This is a genomic window from Chromobacterium haemolyticum (assembly GCF_009936155.1).
GTDB lineage: Bacteria > Pseudomonadota > Gammaproteobacteria > Burkholderiales > Chromobacteriaceae > Chromobacterium > Chromobacterium haemolyticum.
The window spans coordinates 2197375-2223185 of the sequence record NZ_AP019312.1 but is presented as its reverse complement, the minus strand read 5'-3'; the positions used below and the strand labels follow the sequence as shown (position 1 = coordinate 2223185).

General features: G+C 62.3%; 25 protein-coding genes and 2 tRNA genes. 15 read left to right on the top strand and 12 right to left on the bottom strand.

The window, feature by feature from the left end; genetic code table 11:
* The first annotated feature begins 20 nt into the window (after window positions 1–20).
* Window positions 21–212 carry a hypothetical protein gene (locus tag GYH29_RS10105; RefSeq protein ID WP_161523629.1) on the top strand — a complete coding sequence of 64 codons (192 nt, stop codon included), beginning with the start codon at window positions 21–23 and terminating at the stop codon, window positions 210–212.
* On the opposite strand, the gene GYH29_RS10100 is transcribed toward GYH29_RS10105, so the two are convergent.
* The 8 genes from GYH29_RS10100 to tig all read right to left on the bottom strand — a co-directional run bounded on the left by GYH29_RS10100 (window position 206) and on the right by tig (window position 8574).
* Window positions 206–2041: a SurA N-terminal domain-containing protein gene (locus GYH29_RS10100; protein ID WP_161523628.1), complete on the bottom strand. Its 1836-nt coding sequence runs from the start codon at window positions 2039–2041 to the stop codon at window positions 206–208. The two genes, GYH29_RS10105 and GYH29_RS10100, sit on opposite strands and share 7 nt — an antisense overlap.
* A gap of 72 nt (window positions 2042–2113) precedes the next feature.
* Window positions 2114–2190: transfer RNA gene (locus tag GYH29_RS10095), tRNA-Asp, on the bottom strand.
* Window positions 2191–2196: 6 nt separating this feature from the next.
* Window positions 2197–2272: transfer RNA gene (locus GYH29_RS10090), tRNA-Val, on the bottom strand.
* Between the two features lie 44 nt (window positions 2273–2316).
* Window positions 2317–2586, bottom strand: a complete 270-nt coding sequence (locus GYH29_RS10085) for an HU family DNA-binding protein (protein ID WP_019101406.1) — start codon at window positions 2584–2586, stop codon at window positions 2317–2319.
* Window positions 2587–2760: 174 nt separating this feature from the next.
* The gene (gene lon, locus GYH29_RS10080; RefSeq protein ID WP_043593607.1) at window positions 2761–5178 is read right to left on the bottom strand and encodes an endopeptidase La; all 2418 of its coding nucleotides are present in this window, start codon (window positions 5176–5178) and stop codon (window positions 2761–2763) included.
* A gap of 143 nt (window positions 5179–5321) precedes the next feature.
* On the bottom strand, window positions 5322–6596 hold the full coding sequence (clpX, locus tag GYH29_RS10075; protein WP_019101404.1) for an ATP-dependent Clp protease ATP-binding subunit ClpX: 1275 nt from the start codon (window positions 6594–6596) through the stop codon (window positions 5322–5324).
* A gap of 19 nt (window positions 6597–6615) precedes the next feature.
* Window positions 6616–7248, bottom strand: a complete 633-nt coding sequence (gene clpP, locus GYH29_RS10070; RefSeq protein WP_019101403.1) for an ATP-dependent Clp endopeptidase proteolytic subunit ClpP — start codon at window positions 7246–7248, stop codon at window positions 6616–6618.
* An 18-nt stretch (window positions 7249–7266) separates the two neighbouring features.
* Window positions 7267–8574, bottom strand: coding sequence for a trigger factor (tig, locus tag GYH29_RS10065; RefSeq protein ID WP_019101402.1), 1308 nt, complete (start codon window positions 8572–8574; stop codon window positions 7267–7269).
* Window positions 8575–9153: 579 nt separating this feature from the next.
* Here tig and trxB point away from each other — a divergent pair.
* The 5 genes from trxB (at window position 9154) to GYH29_RS10040 (ending at window position 13577) form a co-directional block, all read left to right on the top strand.
* Window positions 9154–10110, top strand: coding sequence for a thioredoxin-disulfide reductase (gene trxB, locus GYH29_RS10060; RefSeq protein ID WP_161523627.1), 957 nt, complete (start codon window positions 9154–9156; stop codon window positions 10108–10110).
* Window positions 10111–10114: 4 nt separating this feature from the next.
* Window positions 10115–10738: a Smr/MutS family protein gene (locus GYH29_RS10055; RefSeq protein WP_161523626.1), complete on the top strand. Its 624-nt coding sequence runs from the start codon at window positions 10115–10117 to the stop codon at window positions 10736–10738.
* Between the two features lie 98 nt (window positions 10739–10836).
* Window positions 10837–11289, top strand: a complete 453-nt coding sequence (locus tag GYH29_RS10050) for a peroxiredoxin (RefSeq protein WP_019101399.1) — start codon at window positions 10837–10839, stop codon at window positions 11287–11289.
* Between the two features lie 57 nt (window positions 11290–11346).
* Entirely contained in the window at window positions 11347–12750 is a 1404-nt protein-coding gene (locus GYH29_RS10045; protein ID WP_043593601.1) for a PhoH family protein, read from the top strand.
* Entirely contained in the window at window positions 12750–13577 is an 828-nt protein-coding gene (locus tag GYH29_RS10040; protein WP_232060563.1) for an alpha/beta hydrolase, read from the top strand. The genes GYH29_RS10045 and GYH29_RS10040 overlap by 1 nt, the downstream gene beginning before the upstream one ends.
* 60 nt (window positions 13578–13637) lie before the next feature.
* On the opposite strand, the gene GYH29_RS10035 is transcribed toward GYH29_RS10040, so the two are convergent.
* Window positions 13638–13826, bottom strand: a complete 189-nt coding sequence (locus GYH29_RS10035; RefSeq protein ID WP_043641810.1) for a putative motility protein — start codon at window positions 13824–13826, stop codon at window positions 13638–13640.
* Between the two features lie 417 nt (window positions 13827–14243).
* Between GYH29_RS10035 and GYH29_RS10030 the strand changes: the two genes are divergently transcribed.
* From GYH29_RS10030 to GYH29_RS10010, 5 genes are all read left to right on the top strand, one after another.
* A complete protein-coding gene (locus GYH29_RS10030; protein WP_107732254.1) occupies window positions 14244–15326 on the top strand; it encodes a PfkB family carbohydrate kinase in 1083 nt (360 codons plus the stop codon).
* Between the two features lie 25 nt (window positions 15327–15351).
* A complete protein-coding gene (locus GYH29_RS10025) occupies window positions 15352–16278 on the top strand; it encodes a pseudouridine-5'-phosphate glycosidase (RefSeq protein WP_107732253.1) in 927 nt (308 codons plus the stop codon).
* Between the two features lie 188 nt (window positions 16279–16466).
* The gene (locus tag GYH29_RS10020; protein ID WP_043641807.1) at window positions 16467–17132 is read left to right on the top strand and encodes an HD domain-containing protein; all 666 of its coding nucleotides are present in this window, start codon (window positions 16467–16469) and stop codon (window positions 17130–17132) included.
* Window positions 17133–17262: 130 nt separating this feature from the next.
* Window positions 17263–17988: a metallophosphoesterase gene (locus tag GYH29_RS10015; protein WP_161523625.1), complete on the top strand. Its 726-nt coding sequence runs from the start codon at window positions 17263–17265 to the stop codon at window positions 17986–17988.
* Between the two features lie 70 nt (window positions 17989–18058).
* The gene (locus GYH29_RS10010) at window positions 18059–18454 is read left to right on the top strand and encodes a hypothetical protein (RefSeq protein ID WP_019101391.1); all 396 of its coding nucleotides are present in this window, start codon (window positions 18059–18061) and stop codon (window positions 18452–18454) included.
* 11 nt (window positions 18455–18465) lie between these two features.
* Here GYH29_RS10010 and GYH29_RS10005 read toward each other — a convergent pair whose 3' ends face one another.
* Window positions 18466–20259, bottom strand: a complete 1794-nt coding sequence (locus GYH29_RS10005; protein WP_019101390.1) for an ABCB family ABC transporter ATP-binding protein/permease — start codon at window positions 20257–20259, stop codon at window positions 18466–18468.
* Between the two features lie 337 nt (window positions 20260–20596).
* Entirely contained in the window at window positions 20597–20977 is a 381-nt protein-coding gene (gene apaG / locus GYH29_RS10000; RefSeq protein ID WP_019101389.1) for a Co2+/Mg2+ efflux protein ApaG, read from the bottom strand.
* Between the two features lie 107 nt (window positions 20978–21084).
* Here apaG and rpe point away from each other — a divergent pair, with 107 nt between their 5' ends.
* The 4 genes from rpe to trpE all read left to right on the top strand — a co-directional run bounded on the left by rpe (window position 21085) and on the right by trpE (window position 24902).
* Window positions 21085–21765, top strand: a complete 681-nt coding sequence (rpe, locus tag GYH29_RS09995; RefSeq protein ID WP_019101388.1) for a ribulose-phosphate 3-epimerase — start codon at window positions 21085–21087, stop codon at window positions 21763–21765.
* 29 nt (window positions 21766–21794) lie between these two features.
* The gene (locus GYH29_RS09990) at window positions 21795–22550 is read left to right on the top strand and encodes an SDR family oxidoreductase (RefSeq protein WP_019101387.1); all 756 of its coding nucleotides are present in this window, start codon (window positions 21795–21797) and stop codon (window positions 22548–22550) included.
* 81 nt (window positions 22551–22631) lie between these two features.
* Window positions 22632–23300: a phosphoglycolate phosphatase gene (locus GYH29_RS09985; RefSeq protein ID WP_161523624.1), complete on the top strand. Its 669-nt coding sequence runs from the start codon at window positions 22632–22634 to the stop codon at window positions 23298–23300.
* A gap of 138 nt (window positions 23301–23438) precedes the next feature.
* Window positions 23439–24902 (top strand): anthranilate synthase component I, encoded by a 1464-nt coding sequence (trpE, locus tag GYH29_RS09980; RefSeq protein ID WP_161523623.1) that lies wholly within the window; start codon window positions 23439–23441, stop codon window positions 24900–24902.
* 53 nt (window positions 24903–24955) lie between these two features.
* On the opposite strand, the gene GYH29_RS09975 is transcribed toward trpE, so the two are convergent.
* The gene (locus tag GYH29_RS09975; protein ID WP_161523622.1) at window positions 24956–25765 is read right to left on the bottom strand and encodes a phytanoyl-CoA dioxygenase family protein; all 810 of its coding nucleotides are present in this window, start codon (window positions 25763–25765) and stop codon (window positions 24956–24958) included.
* Between the last annotated feature and the right edge of the window lie 46 nt (window positions 25766–25811).

Genomic DNA, 25811 nt, shown 5'->3' with positions numbered 1-25811 from the left:
ATCGGCGACTAAATTTGTTTATGATTGAACATCTTTTTTCGTTTTCAGTCAATAGCCCCACCCCAAAAACATTGAAATTGTCTCATCCAGTTCAAAAAAACGTCTCTCTTAGCGAGAATAGCTATAAACAATTCAGCACAAAAACATATGAAAAACCGCCGCCAGCAGGCGCTGGCGGCGGCGATGAGACAACTCCAACACAGGTTTATTGAGCGTCGGACAAACCCTGCTTGCCCATTGTCACGCTGTACTTCTGACGCAGCGTGTCGAGATAGCTGGACAACTGAGCGTTGGCGTTCATCTCGCCCAAAATGGCGCTCAGTTGGCCGCGTTCGGCCTCGCTGGCCGCCGGCGCAGGAATCACCTTGTCGATGCGATAAAGCGCGTATTCTCCGTTATCACGCTTGGCGCCGGCGAAGGCCGGCAGCTTGCCCGCCTGAGCGGCGAACACGGCGCGCGCGTCGGCAATCGGCAACCCGGCCGGATCGCGGCGCAGCAGGGTCTTGGATTCGCCCCAGGCCTTGCCATTGCCCTTGCCCCCCTTCAGCTCAGCCAACAAGGCCTGGCCCTTCCTCTCGGCCAGCTTGGCACCTTCCTTGGCCACTAGTTCGGCCTTGATTACATCGCGCACTTCATCCATCGACTGCTGACGTTCCGGCTGATGCTCGGCCACGCGCACCACCAACAGGCGGTTGTTGCCGATATCCACTGGCTCGCTATTGTGTTTCTTCTTCAGCACGTCCTCGCTGAACGCCGCTTCAAGCACCTTGGGGCTGTTGAGCAGAGGGTCCGCCGCCGGCTTGCCGCGGCTCAGCCAATCCGAATGCTGCGGCTGCAGCTTCAGTTGCTCCTGCAGAGCCTTCAATGAGTCGCCCTGCTGGTAAGCCAGCTCGGTCAGCTTGTCGGCCTGGCTGCGGAACAGGCTGCCCGCCTGCTGACGCTGCAGCTTCTCGGCGATAGCCGCCTTCACTTCGGCGAAGTCCTGCGCCTTGACCTCGTCCAGCTTGATGATGTGATAACCGAACTCGGTCTCGATCACTTCGCTGATCTGGCCCGGCTTCATCCGGAACACCGCGTCGTCGAAAGGCTTCACCATCATGCCATGGCCGAAGAAGCCCAGATCGCCGCCATTGGCCGCGGAACCCGGGTCTTGCGACTTCGCCTTGGCCAACTCCGCGAAACGAGCCGGATTGGCGCGAACATCCTTCAACAACGCCTCGGCTTCCGCCTTGATCTTGGCCTTCTGCTCCGGCTTGGCGTCCTTGGCCACCGTCAGCAAGATGTGAGAAGCACGGCGCTGCTCATTGCTGAACTCGGCCTTGTGTTCTTCGTAGTACTTCTGCAGCTCGGCGTCGCTGGGCTTGACACCTTGAACCAACGCGTCCTGGGACAGCAGCACATAATCGAGCTTGACCCGCTCCGGCACGCGGAAACGCTTCAAATTAGCGTCGTAGAAGGCCTTGAGCGATGCTTCGTCGGTTTTGACCTCAGCGGCGAAGTCCGCCGGCTTCAACAGCAAGGAACGCACTTCGCGGCCCTCGCCCAACAGGCCGGCCAGGCGATTGACCACCGTGCCCGCGACGAATTCGGTTCCGGCGATGCCGGTCAGCTGGCTTTGCAGCACGAGGTCGCGTTTGACCTGGGTTTCGAATGCCTCAGGCGACGGGTAGCGGTTTTGCAGGAACTCGCGATAACGTTCCGGGCTGAACTTGCCGTTGTCCTGGAAGGCGGGAATGGAGGCAATGACTTTGCGCAACTGCTCGGGGCTGACGGTGACGCCGCGGTCGTGTGCGTCGGACAGCAACAGCTCTTGACGAATCAGGTTTTCCAGCGCGGCCTGACGACTGGCCGGATCCGTGGGCTGGCCTTCCAAGGCTCGATCCAGATCGCGCTTGTAAATCTTGGAGGAACCCACCTTGGCGAGATAAGGGTCGTCGGAAGCTGCTTCATAGCTGCCCACGCCGAAGCCCACGAAGGTCAACGCAACAGCTCCCAATACAACCTGAATGAAGACTTTATTGTTCTGGACAAACTCGAACATGGCGATTGGCTTGAGCCACCCTTGTCAAAAAAAAAGGTGAACGCTGTATTTCGTTCACCTTTTTGTGAGTTCTGGCGGAGCGGACGGGACTCGAACCCGCGACCCCCGGCGTGACAGGCCGGTATTCTAACCAACTGAACTACCGCTCCGGACTGTGGTGGGCGTTGACGGAGTCGAACCGCCGACATTCTGCTTGTAAGGCAGACGCTCTACCAACTGAGCTAAACGCCCCTCGAAACACCTTGCCAGCCGCTAGGGGCTGCCAAGGCCGCTAATTATAGCGCGTCTTTCAGTGCCTTGCCAGCACGGAACTTCGGCGAACGAGCTGCCGGGATCTTGATGGTAGCGCCGGTCTTCGGGTTGCGGCCGCTGCGTTCAGCGCGTTCGCCAACATAGAAGGTGCCGAAGCCCACCAGGGTCACGGTGTCGCCCTTTTTCAGAGCGTCGGTTACAGCGGCCACCATGCCGTCCAGCGCCTTGGCGGCGGCGGCTTTGGAGATATCGGCCTCAGCGGCAATAGCGTCAATCAGTTCAGACTTGTTCACGTAAGTCCCCTTTCGTCGTTCTCGGTCTACGTAATTCGGATAAAAACCGCTTGCTTTATAGCAAGGGCGAAATCCTTGTGTCAAGCGGCTTTGACGGGCATTTTGCCATTTCGCAAACACACTGGAAAGCCGCTTGAACACAAGTTATTCAGCGTTTGGCTAAGGCCATGATTCTTAATGCTTCATCACGGACACGCCTTGCGCCGCTTCCTGCGTCGCTCGCAACTCCTCCGCCGGCTTTTCTTCTTCCGACAAAGGCTCCGGCTGTCTCTCCAACGCCAAGGCCAAGACCTCGTCAATCCACTTAACGGCATGGATTTCGATTTTATGCTTGATATTGGCGGGAATTTCAACCAAATCTTTTTCGTTCCCTTTGGGGATCAACACATGCTTGATTCCGCCGCGGTGAGCGGCCAACAGCTTCTCCTTCAGGCCGCCAATGGGCAACACCTCGCCTCGCAGCGTGATCTCGCCGGTCATCGCCACGTCGGCGCGCACCGGAATGCCTGTCAGGATGGACACCAGGGCCGTGGTCATCGCGATGCCGGCGCTTGGCCCGTCCTTAGGCGTCGCGCCTTCCGGCACGTGGATGTGCATATCGCTCTTCTCGTAGAAGTCCGGCTTGATGCCCAGCGAACGCGCGCGGCTACGCACCACGCTCATCGCCGCGGTGATGGACTCCTGCATCACCTCGCCCAGCTGGCCGGTGCGAATGATGTTGCCCTTGCCCGGCAGCGACACCGCCTCGATGGTCAGCAGTTCGCCGCCCACCTCGGTCCAGGCCAGGCCGGTGACCTGACCGATGCGGTTCTCATCCTCGGCGATGCCGTAGTCGAAACGGCGCACACCCAGATACTTGTCCAGATTGCGGCCGCTAACCGTCACCTTGGCCGCCTTGCCCGCCTTCAACGAGGCGCTGGTCACCACCTTGCGGCAAATCTTGGCTATCTCGCGGTCCAGACTGCGCACGCCGGCCTCACGGGTGTAATAGCGCACGATGTCGCGCAGCGCGGACTCCTGCACCGCCAGCTCACCTTCCTGCACGCCGTTGGCCTTCATTTGCTTGGGCAGCAGGTATTTAGTGGCGATGTTGACCTTCTCGTCCTCGGTGTAGCCGGCCAGACGGATGATCTCCATCCGGTCCAGCAGCGCCGGCGGAATGTTCAACGAGTTGGCGGTGGCCACGAACATCACGTCGGACAAGTCGAATTCGACTTCGGCGTAGTGATCAATGAAGGAATGGTTCTGCTCCGGGTCTAGCACCTCCAGCAGCGCCGACGACGGATCGCCGCGGAAATCCGCGCCCATCTTGTCCACTTCGTCCAGCAGGAACAGCGGGTTCTTCACCGCCGCCTTGCTCATGTTCTGTAGCACCTTGCCCGGCATCGAGCCGATATAGGTGCGGCGATGGCCACGGATCTCGGACTCGTCGCGCACCCCGCCCAGCGCCATGCGCACGAACTTGCGGTTGGTGGCGCGCGCCAGAGACTGCCCCAAGGAGGTCTTGCCCACACCCGGCGGCCCCACCAGGCACAGGATGGGCGCCTTGAGCTTGTCGACGCGCTGTTGCACCGCCAGATACTCCAGGATGCGTTCCTTGACCTTTTCCAGGCCGAAGTGATCCTCGTCCAGCACTTCCTCGGCCTTAGCCACGTCCTTGCTGATCTTGGTTTTCTTCTTCCAGGGCAGCTCAAGCAGAGTGTCGATGTAGTTGCGCACCACGGTGGCTTCCGCCGACATAGGCGACATCATGCGTAGCTTCTTGAGCTCGGACATCGCCTTCTCGCGGCCCTCCTTGCTCATGCCCGCGGCCTTGATCTTGTTTTCCAGCTCGTCGAGGTCGCTGACCTCGTCCATCTCGCCGAGCTCTTTCTGGATCGCCTTGACCTGCTCGTTCAGATAGTACTCGCGCTGGCTCTTTTCCATCTGCCGCTTGACGCGGCCGCGGATGCGCTTTTCCACCTGAAGGATGTCGATCTCGCCTTCCAGCTGCGACATCAGGTGTTCGAGGCGCTGCTGCACGTCGAACATCTCCAGCACCTCCTGCTTCTGCTCCAGCTTCAGCGGCAGGTGGGCAATGATGGTGTCGGCCATGCGGCCGGCGCGGTCAATGCCGGCCAGCGAGTTCAAGACCTCCGGCGGGATTTTCTTGTTCAGTTTGACGTACTGCTCGAACTGGGCGAGCAGCGCGCGGCGCATTGCCTCGGTCTCGGTCGATTCCTCGGCTTCCGGGCTCAGCGGCTTGAAGGCGCCGACAAAGCACTCGTTTTCCTCGCCTACGGATTCGATCATCGCGCGCTGACGGCCTTCGACCAGCACCTTGACGGTGCCGTCCGGCAGCTTGAGCATCTGCAACACCGAAGCGATGGTGCCGACTGGGTACAGATCGTCGGCGGACGGTTCGTCCTTGGAGGCGGAACGCTGCGCCACCAAGAGGATTTGCTTGCCCTCGTCCATCGCCAGCTCCAGCGCTCGAATGGACTTGGCGCGGCCGACGAACAGCGGGATGACCATATGGGGGAAGACCACCACATCGCGCAATGGCAGCAATGGCAGCGTGGATTCTTCTTTGAGTTCTGCGGGTTGCGGCATATCACCTAACCTTGCTTGTGAAACAATGCTTGGGAGATGGGGGGCGGACAGTAAAATTCAACACCCCCATACTAAATCAGATTTCCGGCTCTACAAATAAAAAACCGCCCGGTTTGGGCGGTCTCCGGATTCGCGGCGAACAATCAGGCCGATTGCGCCTTGTCGTCCTTATCGCGATAGATGAACAACGGCTTGTCGCCCTTGTCGATAACCTTTTCATCCACCACCACTTTTTCCACATCGGCCATGGACGGCAGCTCGTACATGGTGTCGAGCAGCGCCCGTTCCAAAATGGAGCGCAAGCCGCGCGCGCCGGTCTTGCGGATCAGCGCCTGCTTGGCGATCACGCGCAAGGCGGACGGACGAACCTCCAGCTCCACCGACTCCATCGAGAACAGCTTCTGATACTGCTTGATCAGCGCGTTCTTCGGCTGGGTCAGGATGGTGACCAGTGCTTCCTCGTCCAGCTCCTCCAGCGTTGCCGCCACCGGCAGCCGGCCGATCAGTTCAGGAATAAGACCGAAACGAATCAGATCCTGAGGCTCCACCTCCTGGAACAACACGGACAAGCTCTTGCCATCGTCCTTGGAGCTGATGTCGGCGCCGAAACCAATGCCGCCCTTCTCCGAGCGCTGGCGAATAATCTTCTCCAGGCCGTCGAAAGCGCCGCCGCAAATGAACAGGATGTTGGTGGTGTCCACCTGAATGAATTCCTGATTCGGATGCTTGCGGCCACCCTGCGGCGGAATCGAGGCAACGGTGCCCTCGATCAGCTTCAGCAGCGCCTGCTGCACGCCCTCGCCCGATACGTCGCGGGTGATGGACGGGTTTTCCGACTTGCGCGAGATCTTGTCGATCTCGTCGATGTAGACAATGCCGCGCTGGGCCTTGTCCACGTCGTAATCGCATTTTTGCAGCAGCTTCTGGATGATGTGCTCGACATCCTCGCCCACGTAACCCGCTTCGGTGAGCGTGGTGGCGTCGGCGATGACGAAGGGCACGTCCAGCAGACGGGCTAGCGACTGGGCGAGCAAGGTTTTGCCGGAGCCGGTCGGGCCGATCAGCAAGATATTGCTCTTGGCCAGCTCGACATCGTTCTTGCTTGCCGGGCTGCTCAGGCGCTTGTAGTGGTTGTACACCGCCACCGACAGGGTTTTCTTGGCGAAATCCTGACCAATGATGTACTGGTCGAGATCCGCGCGGATTTCCTGAGGTGTGGGCAGCGGACTGTCTTCGGGGGCGGACGCGGCATCGCCGACGCCCTTCTCCAGCTCCTCGCGAATGATGTCGTTGCACAACTCGACGCATTCGTTGCAGATGAATACCTGCGGCCCGGCGATCAGGCGCTGGACTTCATGCTGGCTCTTGCCGCAGAAAGAGCAGTAGAGAAGCTTTTCATTGCTGTTCTTGTCAGCCATTGGCGGATTCCATCACTCCTTAAGCTTTCACGTCCTTGTGGGACGTCAGCACTTTGTCGATCAAGCCGTAGGCCTGCGCCTCGTCGGCGGACATGAAGTTGTCGCGCTCGGTGTCGGCCATCACCCGCTCCAGCGGTTGACCGCTGTGCTTGGCCAACAGCTCGTTCATCTTGGCCTTGACCTTGACCAGTTCGCGAGCGTGGATCTCGATATCGGTGACCTGGCCGGACAGACCGCCGCCGTACAGCAGCGGCTGGTGAATCATCACCCGGCTGTTGGCCAGCGCGAAGCGCTTGCCCGGCGCGCCGGCGGCGAGCAGGAAGGCGCCCATGCTGGCGGCCTGGCCGATGCACAAGGTGGAAACATCCGGCTTGATGAAGTTCATCGTGTCGTAAATGGACATGCCCGCGGTAATCGACCCACCCGGCGAGTTGATGTAGAAGTGAATATCCTTGTCCGGATTTTCCGATTCAAGGAACAACATCTGCGCCACAACCAGGTTGGCCGACTCATCCGTGACAGGGCCCACCAGGAAAACGATGCGCTCCTTCAGCAGACGCGAGTAGATATCATACGCGCGCTCGCCGCGGCCGCTTTGTTCCACCACCATGGGCACCAGGCCCAGACCTTGAGGTTCCATCATCGATTTCATCGGCCACTCCAGCTGTTATCAGGCGTTGTTGCCCATCAGGGCGTCGAAGGACAGTTCTTTCTCTACAACATTGGCCTTGGACAGCACAAATTCAACCACATTGTCTTCCAGCACCATGGAAGTCGGGCCTTCCAGGCGGTCCGGGCTGGCGTAGTACCAGGTCAGCACTTCAGCCGGATCTTCGTAGCTGTCGGCAAACTCGGTGATCATGGCCTTGACCTGCTCCGGCTTGGCTTCCAGCTTGTTGGATTCCACGACTTCGGACAGGATCAGGCCCAGAGCCACGCGGCGCTCGGCTTGTTGAGCGAACAGCTCCGGCGGGAACGGCATGTCCTTGACGTTCATGCCGCGTTGCTGCATATCGCGACGGGCTTGCTCGACCAGACGGCCGATTTCCAGGCTGACCAGGGCTTTCGGCAGTTCGATCTCGGTGGAGTCCAACAGCACCTGCATCACGTTTTCCTTGGTGCGGGCCTGCAGGCGGCGCTTCACTTCGCGCTCCACGTTCTTGCGGATTTCAGCGCGCATTTTCTCAACGTCGCCGTCGGCGATGCCCAGCTGCTTGGCGAACTCTTCGTTCACTTCCGGCAGCACGGCTTCAGCCACATTCTTCAGCAGGATTTCGAACACGGCGGTTTTGCCGGCCACGTCCTTGCCGTGGTAGTCCTCGGGGAAGCTCACTTCCACGCTCTTGATGTCGCCTTCCTTCATGCCGGCAACGCCCGCTTCAAACTCGGCCAGCATCTGGCCCTGACCCAGCACGAACGGGAAGTTCTCGGAGGAACCGCCTTCGAAGGCCACGCCGTCGATGGCGCCCTTGAAGTCGATGATCACGCGGTCGCCGGTGGCGGCTTCGCGCTCAACGCGGTTGTAGCGAGTGCGCTGTTTACGCAGGATATCGATGGTTTTCTCGATTTCGGCGTCAGTCACCGGAGTCAGCGGCTTTTCCACTTCCTTGCCGGCCAGTTCACCCAGCTTCACCTCCGGGTAAACCTCGAAAGTGGCGGCGAACTTGAAGTTTTCCTTGTCGTCGCCGGCGGCTACCGGCTCGAAGCGCGGGTAACCTGCGACACGCAGTTTCTGCTCGCTCACGGCGGAGTAGAAACCCTGTTGAACCTGTTCACCCATCACTTCTTCACGCACCTGGGCGCCGTAGTTCATTTCCACGATCTTCAGCGGAGCCTTGCCCGGGCGGAAACCTTGAATCTTGGCGTTGCGGGCCACGCGCTTCAGGCGCTCGGCCACTTGCGTGTCGATAGCCGCCATCGGCAGGGCGATATTCATGCGGCGCTCAAGATTGCTCAATGTTTCCAGCTGTACTTGCATGTTAAATCCTTAAGTGTGTGACAGGTTTAGTCATCTGGGACGGTACGACGCCACGGATCGGCAGACTCGAAGGACATTGCCTCACCTTAGACTGGCGCTGCGTGGAGTTACACCACGCACCCAACGCGAAAGCGGACAGTATAGCACGCGGCCGGCGCTGGCAAGTAGCCGCCACGCGGCCGCGGCGGGCCAGGCGGGCCCAGCCCCGCCACGAATTCCAGCATGAGGACGGCCCGAGAAACGGCAAGCTTTTGAATCAACGCGTGAATGCACAAATGATTTTGACCTGGACCAAGCCCGGCCAATAGGACGGCCTGGACGGGCGATAAAGGATTTCAATCAGCAATGTTGAATATTCCAATCACGCCGGCCCTTAACCTTGCCTCGCCGCTCTTGTATATTGTCAGCCGAAACGGTCGCCGCCGCGCAGGCGCGGCCGACGCCGGCGGGCGTCAGGAGCTTGGATTCCGCCGGCTTGGCTCCATACTTCAGAACTGAACGGCGCGTTCTCGGCCCCAAGCACTCCGCCCCGGACCGTCGCCATCGGCTCTCTTACCGCTTCTCACACAGGAAAACATCATGACCACGACTCGCCACAGCCCCCTGCTGATTCTTGGCTCCGGCCCCGCCGGCTACACCGCCGCTGTTTACGCGGCGCGCGCCAACCTGAAGCCGGTGCTGATCACCGGCCTGGCGCAAGGCGGCCAGCTGATGACCACCACCGATGTGGACAACTGGCCCGCGGACGCCGCCGGCGTGGTGGGCCCGGAACTGATGCAGCGCTTTCAGCAACACGCCGAGCGCTTTGGCACCGAAATCCTGTTCGACCACATCCACACCACGCATCTGCACGAAAAACCGATCCGTTTGGTGGGCGATGCCGGCGAATACACTTGCGACGCGCTGATCATCTCCACCGGCGCTTCGGCCAAATACCTGGGCCTGGCGTCCGAAGAAGCCTTCAAGGGCAAGGGCGTGTCCGCCTGCGCCACCTGCGACGGTTTCTTCTACCGCAACCAGGACGTGGCGGTGATCGGCGGCGGCAACACCGCCGTGGAAGAGGCGCTGTACCTGGCCAATATCGCCAAACACGTCACCCTGATCCACCGCCGCGACACCTTCCGCGCAGAGAAAATCCTGATCGACAAACTGATGGACCGCGTCAAGGAAGGCAAGATCAGCCTGAAGCTGAACGCCACTCTGGACGAAGTGCTGGGCGACGACTCCGGCGTCACCGGCCTGCGCCTGAAATCGATGCAGGACGGCGCCACTGAAGAAATCAAGGTGATGGGCTTGTTTGTCGCCATCGGCCACCAACCCAACACCGAAATCTTCAAAGGCCAGCTGGAAATGGACGCCACCGGCTACCTGATCACCAAGAGCGGCCGCGAAGGCAACGCCACCGCCACCAGCGTGGCGGGCGTATTCGCCGCCGGCGACGTGCAGGACCATATTTACCGCCAGGCGGTGACCAGCGCGGCCTCCGGCTGCCAGGCCGCCCTGGACGCGGAACGCTATCTGGACAGCCTGAAGTAAACGCTTGAAAGCCTTCAAGAAAGCCTTGCAAGGCCTGCGCCAGCAGGTGCGCGACTCCCGCGCGCCTGCTGGCGTTTCCGTTTCCGCCGCGCCGCAGGCCGAGCCGGAGCCGGATTTCCGCCAGCTGTTTCGCGACGTCAAGCCCATGAAGCCGGACGGCCGTCACGCCAGCCCCCGCCCCAAGCCCAGCCCGCATCCGCGCCGCTGCCATCAGCACGGCCAAGCGTCGGAAGCGGTGCAGCAGGCCTTGTTGCAGCACATGGTGGGCTGGTTCGAACCCGCCGAGGTCGACGCCCATTTCGCCCGACCCGGCATGCCTTCGGCCACGCTGAAGAAGCTGCGCGCCGGTTTCTGGCCGGTGACGCGTCAGCTCGACTTGCACGGCTGCGACCGCTATCAGGCACAGGACGCGCTGGCATTGTTCCTGCACCAGGCGCGCCGACATGGTCCCTGTGTGCGGGTGATACACGGCAAGGGCTTCGGCTCCAACGGCCAGCCAGTGCTCAAACGCATGGTGCGCGCCTGGCTCAAGCACCACCCCGATGTGCTGGCCTTCTGCGAGGCCGGCGAAACCATGGGCGGCGCCGGCGCGCTTCTGGTGCTGCTGCGGCGCGAACACGCGCCGTGAAAATTTCGTTACCCATTCCCATTGTCTAACCGGGCGGGAATCCGCTAATCTCAAAACAAGGCGGACGCACCACCCAGTTCCACCACAGGAGTTACTGCATGTCCGGCACTGCTTGCCCCGACTTCACCCTGCCCGGCACCGCCGGCGTCACGTTTCAGTTGTCCTCCAGCCCCAAGCCGCTGGTGATCTACTTCTACCCCAAAGACAACACCCCCGGTTGCACCAATGAAAGCATGGACTTCCGCGACCTCCATGCCGAATTCGCCGCCGCCGGGGCCGCCATCGTCGGCATTTCCCGCGACAGTCTGAAATCCCATGAAAATTTCAAGGCCAAGCTGGAGCTGCCGTTTGAACTGCTGTCCGACACAGAGGAGACCGTCTGCAATTTGTTTGGCGTCATCAAGATGAAGAATATGTATGGCAAACAAGTCAGAGGCATTGAACGCAGCACCTTCGTGATTGACGGGAACGGCGACATCGCGCGCGAATGGCGCGGCGTCAAGGTACCCGGCCACGCCGCGGCGGTGCTGGACTTCGTCAAGACACTCTAAAAACCGCGTCGGGCGGCCGGCTTCCGGGCCGCCCCGCGATAAAACCAGGGGATCATTATGGCCAGCCGCAAAAAAATCAGCGCCAGCAAGCTGTTTGTTCTCGACACCAACGTGCTGCTGCACGACCCCACCTGCTTGTATCGTTTCGAAGAACACGATGTGTTCATCCCCATCATCACGCTGGAAGAATTGGACACCCACAAGAAGGGCATGTCCGAAGTGGCGCGCAACGCGCGCCAGGCCAGCCGTTTCCTCGATGAGATCGTCAGCGGCGCCGAAGCCAAAATCGAATCCGGCATTCCGCTGAAGAACGCCAGCCGCGACGCCGCCACCGGCAAGCTGATCCTGCAGACTCAGGCGATACACAGCGTGCTACCGCCGTCGCTGCCGGTGGGCAAGGCCGACAATCAGATCCTCGGCATCGTGATGGCGCTGAAGGAACTGCAGCAGGGCCGCTCGGTAATCCTGGTATCCAAAGACATCAATATGCGCATCAAGGCCCGCGCGCTAGGCTTGGACGCGGAAGACTATTTCAACGACAAGGTGCTGGAAGACACCGACCTGCTGTACACCGGCACCCGGGAAATCGACGAGAGCTTCTGGGAGCGCAACGGCAAGGACATGAAATCCTGGCAGGAACAGGGCCGCAGCTACTACCAGGTCAAAGGCCCGGACGGCCAGAATCTCTACGTCAACCAGATGCTGTGGCAGGAAGGCGCCCAGCCGCTGCAGGCGCGAGTGACCCAGGTGGAAGGCAAGACCGCGGTGCTGCAGACGCTGAAGGACTACAGCCACCACAAAAACAATGTCTGGGGCATCACCGCGCGCAATCGCGAGCAGAACTTCGCCCTCAACCTGCTGATGGATCCCGAGGTGGACTTCATCACACTGCTGGGTCAGGCCGGCACCGGCAAGACGCTGCTGACGCTGGCCGCCGGCCTGGCGATGACGCTGGAACAGAAGCTGTACTCCGAAATCATCATGACCCGGGTCACCGTGCCGGTGGGCGAGGACATCGGCTTCCTGCCAGGCACCGAAGAGGAAAAAATGGCGCCGTGGATGGGCGCGCTGGAGGACAATCTGGACGTGCTCAACAAGAGCGATGACGACGGCGGCGACTGGGGCCGCGCCGCGACGCGCGATCTGATTCGCTCCCGCATCAAGGTCAAATCGCTGAACTTCATGCGCGGCCGCACCTTCCTCAACAAATACCTGATCATAGACGAGGCTCAGAACCTGACGCCCAAGCAAATGAAGACGCTGATCACCCGCGCCGGCCCCGGTACCAAGGTGGTCTGCCTGGGCAATATCTCTCAGATCGACACCCCCTACCTGACCGAGGGCAGCTCCGGCCTGACTTATGTGGTGGACCGCTTCAAGGGCTGGGGCCATTCCGGCCATATCACACTGCAACGCGGCGAGCGCTCGCGGCTGGCCGACCACGCAGCAGAAGTACTGTGATGCACCCCCGCCTGGAGCTGCTCCATCAAGCCCCGGCCACAACGGCGGCGCGCCATGCGCCGCCGTTGTTGTTCATTCACGGCGCCTTCTGCGGCGCCTGGTGCTGGCGGGAAAACTTCATGCCCTGGTTCGCCCGGCAAGGTTACGATTGCTGGGCGCTAAGCCTGGAAGGCCACGGCGGCAGCGAGGGCCGGGACTACCTGGCCGCCATCGGCATCGACGACTATGTGCGCAATCTGGACTTCGCGCTCAAACAATTGCCGGCCGCGCCGGTGATGGTGGGCCACTCCATGGGCGGCTATGTGGTGCAGCAATATCTGAGCCGCCACAAGCTTCCGGGCGCGGCCTTGCTGGCCTCGGTGCCGCCCACTGGCCTGGCCTCTTCCAGCCTGAGGCTGCTGACGCAGGCGCCCGCCCTGTTTCTCAAGCTCAATATGTACCAGCACGGCCTGTACGACCCGGAGTTCATCGAACTGAAAGACATGCTGCTATCGCCGGACGCGCCCGAATCGGCCGTGGAGCTGCTGATCAGCCGTTGCCAACAGGAAAGTCAGCGCGCATTAATGGACATGACCCTGGTCAACCCGCTGACCAACCGGCCGCTGACGAGGCTGCCGGCGCTGGTGCTGGGCGCGGCGGAAGACCGGCTGGTGGGGCCTGAGGACGTGGTGGCCACCGCGCGCCGCCTGGACGTGGCGGCGGACATCCTGCCCCATCTTGGTCACATGATGATGCTGGACACCCGCTGGGAGAGCGTGGCCGAATGGCTGGCAAACTGGCTGGAACGCCAATTCCCCGAGGATTGGGATCAGGCGCTCAGCGCTTGAACGCCCACAATCCGTAATAAAAAAAGCGGCCAAGGCCGCTTTTTCAGTTCCCGCGCCGGATCAGGCGCGGGTATCGATGTTCTGCCCCAGATGGGCGGGATTGCTGGCCTGGGCCTGCGCCATATTATCGGACGCGCCCTGCACCAGGCTCAAAGCCGACTGCGCCGACGCCGACATGGCTTTTTTCAATGCGTAGATCTGGAGGCTGTTGGATACGCCTTGCCCGCTGATCTGACTCAATCCATCCATACTTTGCCTCCCTTTGAAACACGCACAATGCGCATGGCTATAGTCTAGACGCATTGCCTCAGGCTGTCATCGCAGAATTTAGTCTTTTGTATCCAATACACTACAGCGCCGAGCACGCCTCGCCATTTCCGCGCACAACCATCGCTACCCTCATTCTCCCCCATCCATGCGCTTGCACAGCCTATACCTGATCGATTTCCCGCTCATCCATCCAAGCGTTTCACTGGCGTTCCGCGATGACTCGCCGCTCATGCAAGTGAATGAAGAACAGCCGGTAGCCATGCTGCCTCAGCGCGTCCGGCGTGATCACTGTCTCATCTGCCCGCGACTATCTCCATGAGAAATGCGCCGCCCTTGACCCGCGACATGCCAAAGCAGTAACATCGAACAAATGTTTGCAAAACGGACAAATGTTTGATGACAGAGCGGGAACAACAAATCCTCGCCCTGCTGCGCCGCGATCCGCTGATTCCACAGCAGGAGCTGGCGGATCAGCTGGGCATCAGCCGCTCGGCAGTGGCTGGGCATATCATGAACCTGGCGCAGAAGGGTCACATCCGCGGCAAGGGTTACATCCTGGCCGAGCAGCGCTATGTCGCCGCCGTCGGCGGCGCCAATATGGACATTGTCGGCAGCACCGCCGCCGCGCTGCGCCACGGCGACTCCAATCCCGGCCAGGTACGCTGTTCGCCCGGAGGCGTGGCTCGCAACGTAGCGGAAAATCTGGCGCGCTTGGGCGCCGACTGCCGGCTAGTTTCGGTGGTGGGCGACGATATCCACGGCCGCTCGCTGTTAGAAGCCACCCAGCGCGCCGGCGTCGACGTCCGCGGCTGTCTGACGCTGCCGGACGCGGCCACTTCCACCTATCTGTCCATCCAGCAGGCCGACGGCGACATGGCGCTGGCCATCAACGATATGGACATCCTCAACCGGCTGACACCGGAACGCCTGCAAGCGCAGCGCGATCTGGTGCGCCATGCGGGCGCGGTGGTGGCGGACACCAATCTGAGCGCAGACGCGCTCGCCTGGCTGATAGCCGAAAGCGGCGAGAAGCCGCTATTTGTCGACCCGGTATCCGCCTTCAAGGCGGAACGCATTCGACCCTGGCTGTCCCGCATACATACGCTCAAACCCAATCGCCTGGAAGCCGCCGCCCTGTCCGGCCTGCCGCTGGAGCGGGCGGAACACGCGCCGGATGCGGCGCGCTGGTTCCATGGCCAAGGCGTACGCCGCGTGGTGCTGAGCATGGCCGGCGCCGGCATCTATTACAGCGGCGAAGCCGGCGACGGCTGGCTGGACGCGCCGGACTGCGCCATCGTCAACACCACCGGCTCCGGCGACGCGCTGATGGCCGGCCTGGTCTGGGGCTGGCTCAATGAATTGTCGCTGGCGGACAGCGTGCGCTTTGCCCGCGGCTGCGCCGCGCTGACACTGTCCTGCGCCGCCACCAACAACCCTTCTCTGTCGCGCGCGGCAGTGGATGCCTATCTGAACGCCTGATCTCGTCATCAACAAGGAGCACGCAATGCACAACGCCCATCTCGATATCCACCCCGAAGTAGCCGCGGCACTGGCCGCCAACCGCCCGGTAGTGGCCCTGGAATCCACCATCATTTCCCACGGCATGCCCTATCCGCAGAACGTGGAAACCGCGCTGCAAGTGGAAGCGGAAATCCGCGCCCACGGCGCGGTGCCGGCCACTATCGCCATCATCGACGGCCGCTTGAAAGCGGGCCTGAGCGCGCAGGAGATCGAATACCTGGGCAAGGGCGGCCGCGACATCGCCAAGGTCAGCCGCCGCGACCTGCCCTTCATCGTCGCCGGCAAGCGCAGCGGCGCCACCACGGTAGCCTCCACCATGATCATCGCCGCGATGGCCGGCATCCGCGTGTTCGCAACCGGCGGCATCGGCGGCGTGCACCGCGGCGCCGAACGCAGCTTCGACGTTTCCGCCGACCTTCAGGAACTGGCGCAAACCCCGGTAGCCGTGGTCTGCGCCGGCGCCAAGTCCATCCTGGACCTGGGCCTGACGCTGGAATACCTGGAAACCCACGGCGTGCCGGTCATCGGCCACCGCTGCGACCACCTCCCAGCCTTCTTCACCCGCGACAGCGCCTTCAAACTGGATCACCGTCTGGATGAAGCCGCCGACATCGCCGCCGCAATGCAGGCCAAGTGGAGCCTGGAGCTGCGCGGCGGCATGGTGGTGGCCAACCCGATTCCGGAGCAGTACGCGATGCCGCGCGACAAGATAGACGCCGCCATCGAGCAGGCCTTGCGCGAAGCCGAGGAGCAAGGGGTAGCCGGCAAGGAGTCCACCCCCTTCCTGCTGGCCCGCGTCTGCGAGCTGACCGGCGGCAACAGCCTGGCCGCCAACATCCAGTTGGTGCTGAACAACGCCCGCCTGGCCTCCGCTATCGCCGCGCGCTACTGCGAGATGAACGCAGGCTAAGCACCTGCCAAGAGCGGCTAACAAACCCCTGATGCTGCGTTGCGCCGACTTGCCGTACTCAAGTACTGCCTGCGTCGGCGCGCCTTGCCTCAGCCGTAAAACTGATTTTTGTTAGCCGCTCTAAATGGCCAGCTTGACGACAACGCGGATTGGGGCTGTAATCCCCTGCCCCAATCCTTGCCGCCGCCATGAACGCCATCCTCCCCAATGCGACTATCGACGTCTGGCGCGCCCGCCTGATCGACCTGCTGCAACAACAGCCGGGCGACGACGACGGCGCCCACGACCTGAACCATTTTCACCGTGTCTGGGCCTGCGCCCGACAGTTGCTGGACGCCCACCCCGCCGCTGACGCGCTGACCGTGCTGGCCGCCTGCTATCTGCACGATCTGGTCAACTTGCCGAAGAACCACCCAGAGCGCCACCTGGCCTCGCGCCAGGCCGCCGCGCGCGCCCGCGCGCTGCTGGCCGCCAGCGATTTTCCGGCGGACCGGCTGGACGGTGTCGCCCACGCCATCGAGGCGCACAGTTTCAGCGCCGCCATACCGCCGCAAAGCCTGGAGGCCCGCATCGTGCAGGACGCCGACCGCATGGACGCGCTGGGCGCCGTCGGCTTGGCGCGGCTGTTCTATACCGCCGGGCGCATGGACTCCGCGCTGGCCCACCCGCTGGACCCGCTTGGCGAGGCCCGCGAACTGGACGACCGCCGCTGGGCGCTGGATCACATCGAGGTCAAACTCGCCAAATTGCCGGCCATGATGCAAACAGAAGCCGGCAGAAAAATGGCAGAACTGCGGCTGCAATGGTTGCGCGACTTCCGCCGGCAATTTTGCCAGGAATGGCTAACCGGCTAGCCCAGACGGCGCCGAACTCGGTAAGCCATTGATAGTCAAATCAAAACAATTCTAGCTTTGAAACTATCAACTCAATGACAAAACCATGGGCATGGCGCAAAATAAACGCACCCCACCCCCGAGTTCAAGCATGATTCTGAAGCTGCAAAGCAATACCCAAGGCCGAGACTGGGCGGTTGGCGACATTCACGGATGCTTCCGCCAATTGTCGCGCTTGCTGAAAATGGCCGCCTTCAATCCCGAATGCGATCGCCTGCTGTCGGTTGGCGACATGATAGATCGCGGCGCCGACAGCGCAGCGGTGCTGGAGTGGCTGGCGCAACCCTGGTTCTATGCAGTGCGCGGCAATCACGAGCAACTGGCGATTGACTCGCTGCTGGGGGACAAGCAAGCCGAAGTCCGTCATGTGAACAATGGAGGCTCCTGGTTGCTGACGCTGCCGGCCCCTCAGCGGCAAGCCTGCCTGACTGCTTTTCAGCGCCTGCCATACGCCATTGAAGTCGCCGACGCGGACGGCGGCAAGATCGGCGTGCTGCACGCCGACTGCCCGGACAACGACTGGGAGGCACTGGCCTCCGGCCTCGCGAACGGCACCCTGCCGGAGTCCAGCCGCAACGTCACGCTATGGTCTCGGGAACGCGCGCGCAACAGCCGTGGCGGTGTCGTGCGCGGTGTTGACCTGCTGCTGGTGGGCCATACCCCACAAACCAGCGCCACCCGCTTCGACAATGTACTGAACCTGGACACCGGCGCGGTCTACGGTGGTAAACTGACCCTGTTCTGCCTAAACGATTTCGTCGAACTATCGCTGCCCAGCGAAGACGACGCCCTGCTCGGCTTCCACCTGCACGAATAGCGCGACGGTGGCGCGCCGCGGCCGGGATGGCTAGAATGCGGCGCTCTGTCTATTTCCCCAGGAGCCCAAGATGGCCAGCAAGAAAGCCGCGACCAAGCCCCAGGCGCAGCAACGCCAGCAGCAGGACAAGCGCTGGAACGCCGCGGAGCAGGCCTGCCGCGAAATCATGGCGCTGCTGGAAGCGCTGGGCCCCAGCCTGGCCGCGCAGCAAACCGCGACGCAATACGCGCAGATGGCGGCCGTATACTACAAGAAAGTCCGCAACGGCCGGGTGCTGTCTCCCGGCGACTTCAATCTGGCCGCCGACGTGGCCGCCAGCGCCCGCCGCGCCTTGCAGGCGCTGGCCCCCACGCTGGACTTCTCCTCCCTGCCGCAAGCGGCCGACTGCCAACGCATGCTGGCGCTGGCCGACGAGGTGCTGGCGGCGATGAGCGAATTGAAAGCCGCCGGCCGCCGCCAAGCTTAAAGCGACGCCTTTCAGGCGTCGCCGGCCGCCAGCTGCTCCGTCTGCTGCAAGCGCCACATCTCGGCGTAGCGGCCGCCACGCTCCAGCAGTTCGCGGTGCGCGCCCTGCTCCAACACGCGCCCGGCCTCCATCACCAGGATCTGGTCGGCGTCGACGATGGTGGACAGCCGGTGGGCGATGATCAGCGTGGTGCGGTTGGCTGAGATCTCCACCAGTTCGCGCTGGATCGCCTTCTCGGTGCGCGAATCCAACGCGCTGGTGGCCTCGTCGAAGATAAGGATGGGCGGGTTCTTCAGAATAGTGCGCGCAATCGCCACCCTTTGCTTTTCCCCACCTGACAGCTTCAGCCCTCTCTCGCCCACCATCGTGTCGTAACCATCCGGCAGGCCGCTGACAAAGTCGTGAATGTGCGCGGACTTAGCCGCCTCGATCACCTCCTCGCGACTAGCTCCCGGCCGGCCGTAAGCGATGTTGTAATACACCGTGTCGTTGAACAGCACGGTATCCTGCGGCACGATGCCAATATGGGCGCGCAGGCTATCCTGAGTCAGCTCTCGGATGTCGCGGCCATTGACCATAATCCGCCCCTGCCCAACGTCGTAATAGCGGAACAGCAAGCGCGACAGCGTGGATTTGCCGGCGCCGCTGGCGCCGACCACCGCCAGCGTCTTGCCGGCCGGAATATCGAAGCTGACTTCGCTTAGAATCCGGCGCTTGCTCTCATAAGCGAACCCCACCTGCTCGAAGCGCACTCCGGCCGCCCGCGCGGCCAAGACCGCAGCCCCCGGCGCGTCCGCCACTTCCTCATTGGCGTTCAACAGCGAGAACATGCGCTCGATGTCGGCCAGCGAATGCTTAATCTCGCGATAGACAAAACCCAGGAAGTTCAAGGGCGCGTACAACTGGGTAATGAACGTGGCCACCAATACCACGTCCCCCACCGTCATCCGCCCAGCCACGACCTCGCGCGCGGACAACACCATGATCAAAGTGACGCCGCTGGCGATGATCAGGCCCTGGCCGGCGTTGAGCATGGACAGAGACACCTGATTCTTGATCGCGGAAGCCTCCCAGGCCGCCAGGTTCTTATCGTAGCGCTCCGCCTCATAGCCCTCGTTGTTGAAATATTTGACCGTCTCGTAATTCAGCAACGCGTCTATCGCCTTGGCGTTGGCCTTGGAATCCAGATCGTTCATGCTGCGACGGTAAACGGTGCGCCACTCTGTCACCACCAGAGTGAACGCGATGTAGACGGCAATGGTGCCTAAGGTCACCAACGCGAACGGCCAAGCGTAGCGATGCAGCAGAATGGCGGTAACCATGCCGATTTCCAGCAGCGTGGGCAGAATATTGAACACGGTGAAATTGAGCAGAAAGCCTATGCCCTTGGTGCCGCGCTCGATGTCGCGGCTCATGCCGCCGGTCTGGCGCTCCAGATGAAACCTCAACGACAGCCGCAGCAGATGCTGAAACACACCGCCGGCCACGCTGCGCACCGCGCCCTGTATCACCCTCGCGAACACCGCGTCGCGCAGTTCCCCCAGCACGCTGGACAACAAGCGGGCGCAACCATAGCCGGTCAGAGCCAACACCGGCAACGCCAAGAGGGTGGCCGGCACAGAGAGTTGATCAACGATGTCCTTCAGGTACAAGGGCACGCTGACCGCGGCCACCTTGGCCAGCACCATACAGGATAGCGCCAGCAGCACCCGCCACTTGAACACCCACAAATAGGGCAAAAGCGTTTTGAGGGTGGCGACATCGTTTCGGCGGCTAGGCGCCGGGCCGGAATGGGTAAAACGCATATTCGGGATTGCCTGTTGGGTCAAGCTGTTCCAAAGTGAGAGTTGAGCAGTTTTGCAAACATCATCAACGCTCGCCAGGGGGCGCGGACATGTGGATATTATTGCTGGAAGCGGCGATTGCCGGCGGATTGGCCACCTTCATCGTGTGGTGGACCTGGCCAAGGGAAAAATAACCCCGCCGGCTTTGTGAAGTCCCGGCGCCTGTTCAAAGTCTAGCGAGATGGAGCGAGGCAAAGCGTTGAGGCTGACGGAAACGGCATGGTCAAGCAACGCATGAGCATGCCGGCGCCGGATTCAACGCCGCGTCGCCAACGCGCAGCGGACATTGAACGGGCCATCAATGCAGCACGCGCGGCGCCACCAGATTCATCTCGGGGATTTCGGCCTCGAAACGCTTGCCGTCGTCGGCCAGGAACTGATAGCTGCCCTTCATTGAGCCGTAGGGCGTTTTCAGATGGGTGGCGCTGGAATAGTCGAAAGACTGCCCCGGCTCGATGCGCGGCTGCTCTCCCACCACGCCCATGCCCCGCACTTCCTGCACCTGCTCGTTGGCGTCGGCGATGATCCAGTGGCGGCTGACCAGTTGCGCCGGTTCGCTGCCGGTGTTGGTGATGCGGATGCGATAGCCGAACACATAGATGTCGTTGGCCATATTGGACTGTTCTTCGATGTAATGCGGTTCGGCTTCCACTTCGACACGGTAGGTTTTTTCCGCCATGTTCAGCGCTCCTTTTGTTGTTTGTGCTTCATTTTATCCCGCCGGGACGCTTTTGGCGCGGTAGAATGTGGCCATCCCGTGTTCATCCTTGCCCAAAGCAACGCCCTATGCGCACTTTCCGTATCGCTCCCAGCATTCTTTCCGCCGATTTTTCCTGTCTTGGTCAAGAGGTTCGCGATGTCATCGCCGCCGGCGCAGACATCATCCATTTCGATGTGATGGATAACCACTACGTGCCCAACCTGACCATAGGGCCTATGGTGTGCGAAGCCATCCGCCCGCACAGCGCCGCGCCCATCGACGTCCATCTGATGGTGAAGCCGGTGGACAGCCTGGCCGCCGCCTTCGCCAAAGCCGGCGCGGACATCATCACCTTCCACCCGGAAGCCTCCGAGCACGTGGACCGCACGCTGGGCCTGATCAAGGACGCGGGCTGCAAAGCCGGCCTGGTATTCAACCCGGCCACCTCGCTGTCCTATTTGGATCACGTGATGGATAAGATAGACATGGTGTTGATCATGTCGGTGAACCCGGGCTTCGGCGGGCAGAAATTCATCCCGCACGCGCTGGACAAGGTGCGCGAGGCGCGCCGCCGCATTGATGAATACACCGCCAAGCACGGCGGCGAAGTCTGGCTGGAAGTGGACGGCGGCATCAAGGCCGACAATATCCGCGCGGTGGCCGAGGCCGGCGCCGACACCTTCGTCGCCGGCTCCGCCATCTACGGCCAGGACAACTATAAAACCGTGATCGACGCAATGCGCGCCGAGCTGGCCCAGCTCCGCTGACGCCAGCCCCCTTCCCAGGAGCACAGAATATGCATGCCTTCATCGTGACCGGCGCCTCCCGCGGCCTAGGCTTGGCGTTGACCGAAGCCCTGCTTGCCGACGGCTACCGCGTCGCCGGCCTGGCGCGCGGCGCCGTGGACGCGCTGGCCCCGCTGGCGCGCCGCTATCCGGAACGCCTGATCGCCCTAGACGTCGACCTCTCCGACGCCGCCGCGGTGGCCCCGGCCATCGCCGCCGCGGTGGAACAACTGAAACCGGCCGATTGCGCCAGCCTCAACCTGATCAACAACGCCGGCGTGGTCACCCCCATTGCCCAAGCCGGCCATTACCCGGCCGAGGACGTGGTACGCGCCTTGGCGATCAACCTGGCGGCGCCGATGCTGGCCACCGACGCGCTGCTGCGCGCCAGCGCCAGCCTTAAAGCTCGCCGCCGCATCCTCAACATTTCCTCCGGCGCCGCCGCCAAGCCCTATCCGGGCTGGAGCGTGTATTGCACAACCAAGGCCGGGCTGGACCACTTCAGCCGCAGCGTGGCCGCTGAGCAGGCCGGCCAGGACAAGGCCGCGCAAATCGTAGCTCTCTATCCCGGCGTGGTGGACACCGAGATGCAGGCCAATATCCGCGGCAGCGACGCCAAACAATTTCCGCAAAAAGCGCGTTTCGACGCGCTGAAAGCGGACGGCGAACTCAGCACCCCGGCCGCCGCCGCGCGCCGCATCGTCGACCACCTGCTGTCGCCGGCCTTTGGCCTGCAAACCGTGGTGGACATCCGCAACCTGGGCTGAAGCCTGTTCACAATCCGCCGCGCGCGCCAACGCGCGCGGCAAGCACCAACCAGCGGCCAAGGCCGCCGCACTGAAACGCATATGAACCTGAAACACATCAAAGCCGTCGCCTTCGATCTGGACGGCACCCTGGTAGATTCCATCCCCGATCTGGCCGCCGCCGCCAACGCCATGCGCGAACACCTGGACCTGCCGCCGCTGCCGGCTCTGCGCATTCAGGAACATGTCGGCGACGGCATCGCCAGCCTGGTGCACCGCGCGCTGACCAATGAACGCGACAGCCAGGCCGATCCGGCGCTGTGGGAGCGCGGCTATGTCTTCTTCATCCAGTACTACCGCGAACACCTGAGCGACCGCACCACTATCTACCCCGGCGTTAGCGAGGGCTTGGGCCTGCTGCGCGCGTTGCAACTGCCGCTGGCGGTGGTGACCAACAAATCCGAGCGGCTGGCGCTGCCGCTGCTGGAGCAGCTTGGCCTGCGCGACCACTTCAGCCTGGTCATCGGCGGCGACACCCTGGCGGAAAAGAAACCGTCGGCGCTGCCGCTGCAACATGTCTGCCAAGTACTGGGCATCTCGCCGGAGCAGATGGCGATGGTGGGCGACTCCGCCAACGATGTGCTAGCCGCTCGCAATGGCGGCTGCGCCGCCATCGCCGTCAGCTACGGCTACGCCGACGCTGCGAGCCTGGGCGCCGACTTGGTAGTGGCTAATATTGCCGAACTATACAATTTGATGAAGAATAGCTGATCAGCTGATAACTTCTTTTACGGATGACAACTTCATGAACCAGCAAGGATACCGGCTTGAATGCCGATGGCGTCGCTCAATGCCTGTTTAACAAGCCGCATTCGACCTCACCACGACCACAAAAGCGCAGGACCCGCCATGACCCATGAAGAATTCAACCGCCTGGCCGCCGCCGGCTACAACCGCATCCCGGTCAGCCTGGAGTTGTTCGCCGACCTCGACACCCCGATGTCGGTCTACCTGAAGCTGGCCAACCAGCCCTATTCCTATCTGCTGGAGTCCGTCGTCGGCGGCGAACGCTTCGGTCGCTACTCCTTCATCGGCCTGCCCTCCACCACCCGGCTGCGGGTCAACGGCCAGCAGGTACAGGTGGAATACGGCGATAAGGTCATCGAGCGCCACAGCGGCGATCCGCTGGCCTTCATCGAAGCTTTCCAACAGCGCTTCCACACCCCGCCTCAACCCGGCCTGCCGCGCTTCACCGGCGGCCTGGTGGGCTATTTCGGCTACGACACCATCCGCCATATCGAAAAACGCCTGGCCGAAACCAGCAAGCCCGACACCATAGGCACGCCGGACATGCTGCTGATGGTGTCCGAGGAGTTGGCGGTGGTGGACAACTTGTCCGGCAAGCTTTATCTGATCGTCTACGCCGATCCGGAAGTGCCCAACGCGCTGCTCAAAGCCGAAGCGCGGCTGGCGCAACTGCGCGCCCGTCTGCGCGAGCCGCTGGAAGCGCCCTTGTCCTTGCCTAACCAAAGCACGCAATCGGCGTCCGAATACGGCGAACAGGCCTTCAAGGACGCGGTGTCCGCCTGCAAGCGCTACATTCAGGACGGCGACATCATGCAGGTGGTTTTGTCGCAGCGCATGCAGATGCCGTTCGCGGAGTCCCCGCTCAGCCTCTACCGCGCGCTGCGCAGCCTGAACCCGTCGCCTTATATGTTCCTCTATCACTTCGACGACTTCCACGTGGTAGGCGCCTCGCCGGAAATCCTGGTACGCCGCGAGCAAGACACCGTCACCGTGCGTCCTATCGCCGGCACTCGCCCGCGCGGTCAGACACGCGAGCAGGACGAGGCGCTGGCCGCGGAACTGCTGGCCGACCCCAAGGAAATCGCCGAGCATGTGATGCTGATGGACCTGGGCCGCAACGACGTGGGCCGCGTCGCCGCCACCGGCAGCGTGCGCGTCACCGACAATATGGCCATCGAACGCTATTCCCACGTGATGCACATCGTGTCCAGCGTGGAAGGCAAGGTTGGTCCGGAAGTGTCGAATATCGACGTGCTCAAGGCCACTTTTCCGGCTGGGACGCTGTCCGGCGCGCCCAAGGTACGGGCGATGGAAATCATCGATCAGTTCGAACCCAGCAAGCGCGGCATCTACGGCGGCGCGGTCGGCTATCTCGGCTTCAACGGCGACATGGACCTGTGCATCGCCATACGCACCGCGGTGTTGAAGAACCGCATGCTCTACGTGCAAGCCGGTGCCGGCATCGTCGCCGATTCCTCGCCGGAAATGGAGTGGCAGGAAACCCAGAACAAGGCGCGCGCGGTGCTGCGCGCCGCGGCGCTGGCCCAGCAAGGACTGGACGCCTGATCCGAACAAACGGCCCGCCTTGGCGGGCCGTTTGGCATTGAACAGCTTCTTGCTCAAGCCGCCGGCCATAGCACCGGAAACCAATCCTCGCGTAGCCGCTGCCCCAGCCGCATGCCGTGATCCGGGTAAGGCGGCGAGGTGCGGCCCGGACGCTCGACGTAGCGCGCATCGTCGCCCAGCCAACGCAAGGACAAGGCGCGCCGCCTACCGCCGCCGGGATTGCCCCGCGCGCCGTGCACAGTGCGAAAGTCAAACAGCACCGCGTCGCCGGGCTCCAAAGCCCATTCCAGCACCTCCATGCCCGGCTCGCGGTCCGGGTCCGGCGCGTCCCGATATCGGCGCGCGTCGCCCTCGTAGAAGCCGGAATCGTCTTTCCAGCGTACCGGCCGGACCCATTCCTCCCAGCGGTGCGAACCGGCGATCAAGCGCAGCGTCGCCTCATCCACCGGGTCCACCGGAATCCAGAAACTGACGGTCTGTTCGCCGTCGACAAAGTAATACGGGATATCCTGATGCCAAGGCGTGGGTTTGTGCGTGCCCGGCTCCTTGACCAGCACATGTTCATGGAAGAATTGCGCGGTGGCCGAACGCATCAACTCGGCGGCGCCGGTCGCGGCCGGCGATTCCGTCACCACCGCCTCGAATTCAGGAATCCGCCGCCAGTTGCAATAGTCCTCAAAGAAGGAACCCGGCTCGCCGGCGGCCACCACATTGCCGGCATACGGCCCCGGAGCGCGCAAATTGCGCTCGATGCCGGCGGCGATGACATCGACCCAATCGCGGAACAGGCCGCGCAGACAAACCGCGCCGTCGCGCTGGAAGGCGGCGATGTCGGCGGCGGAAATCTCGGGACAGGCAAGCATGGCGTTCTCCTCTTTCCAGGGTTCAAAGTCTGTTGCGCTTCGTGAA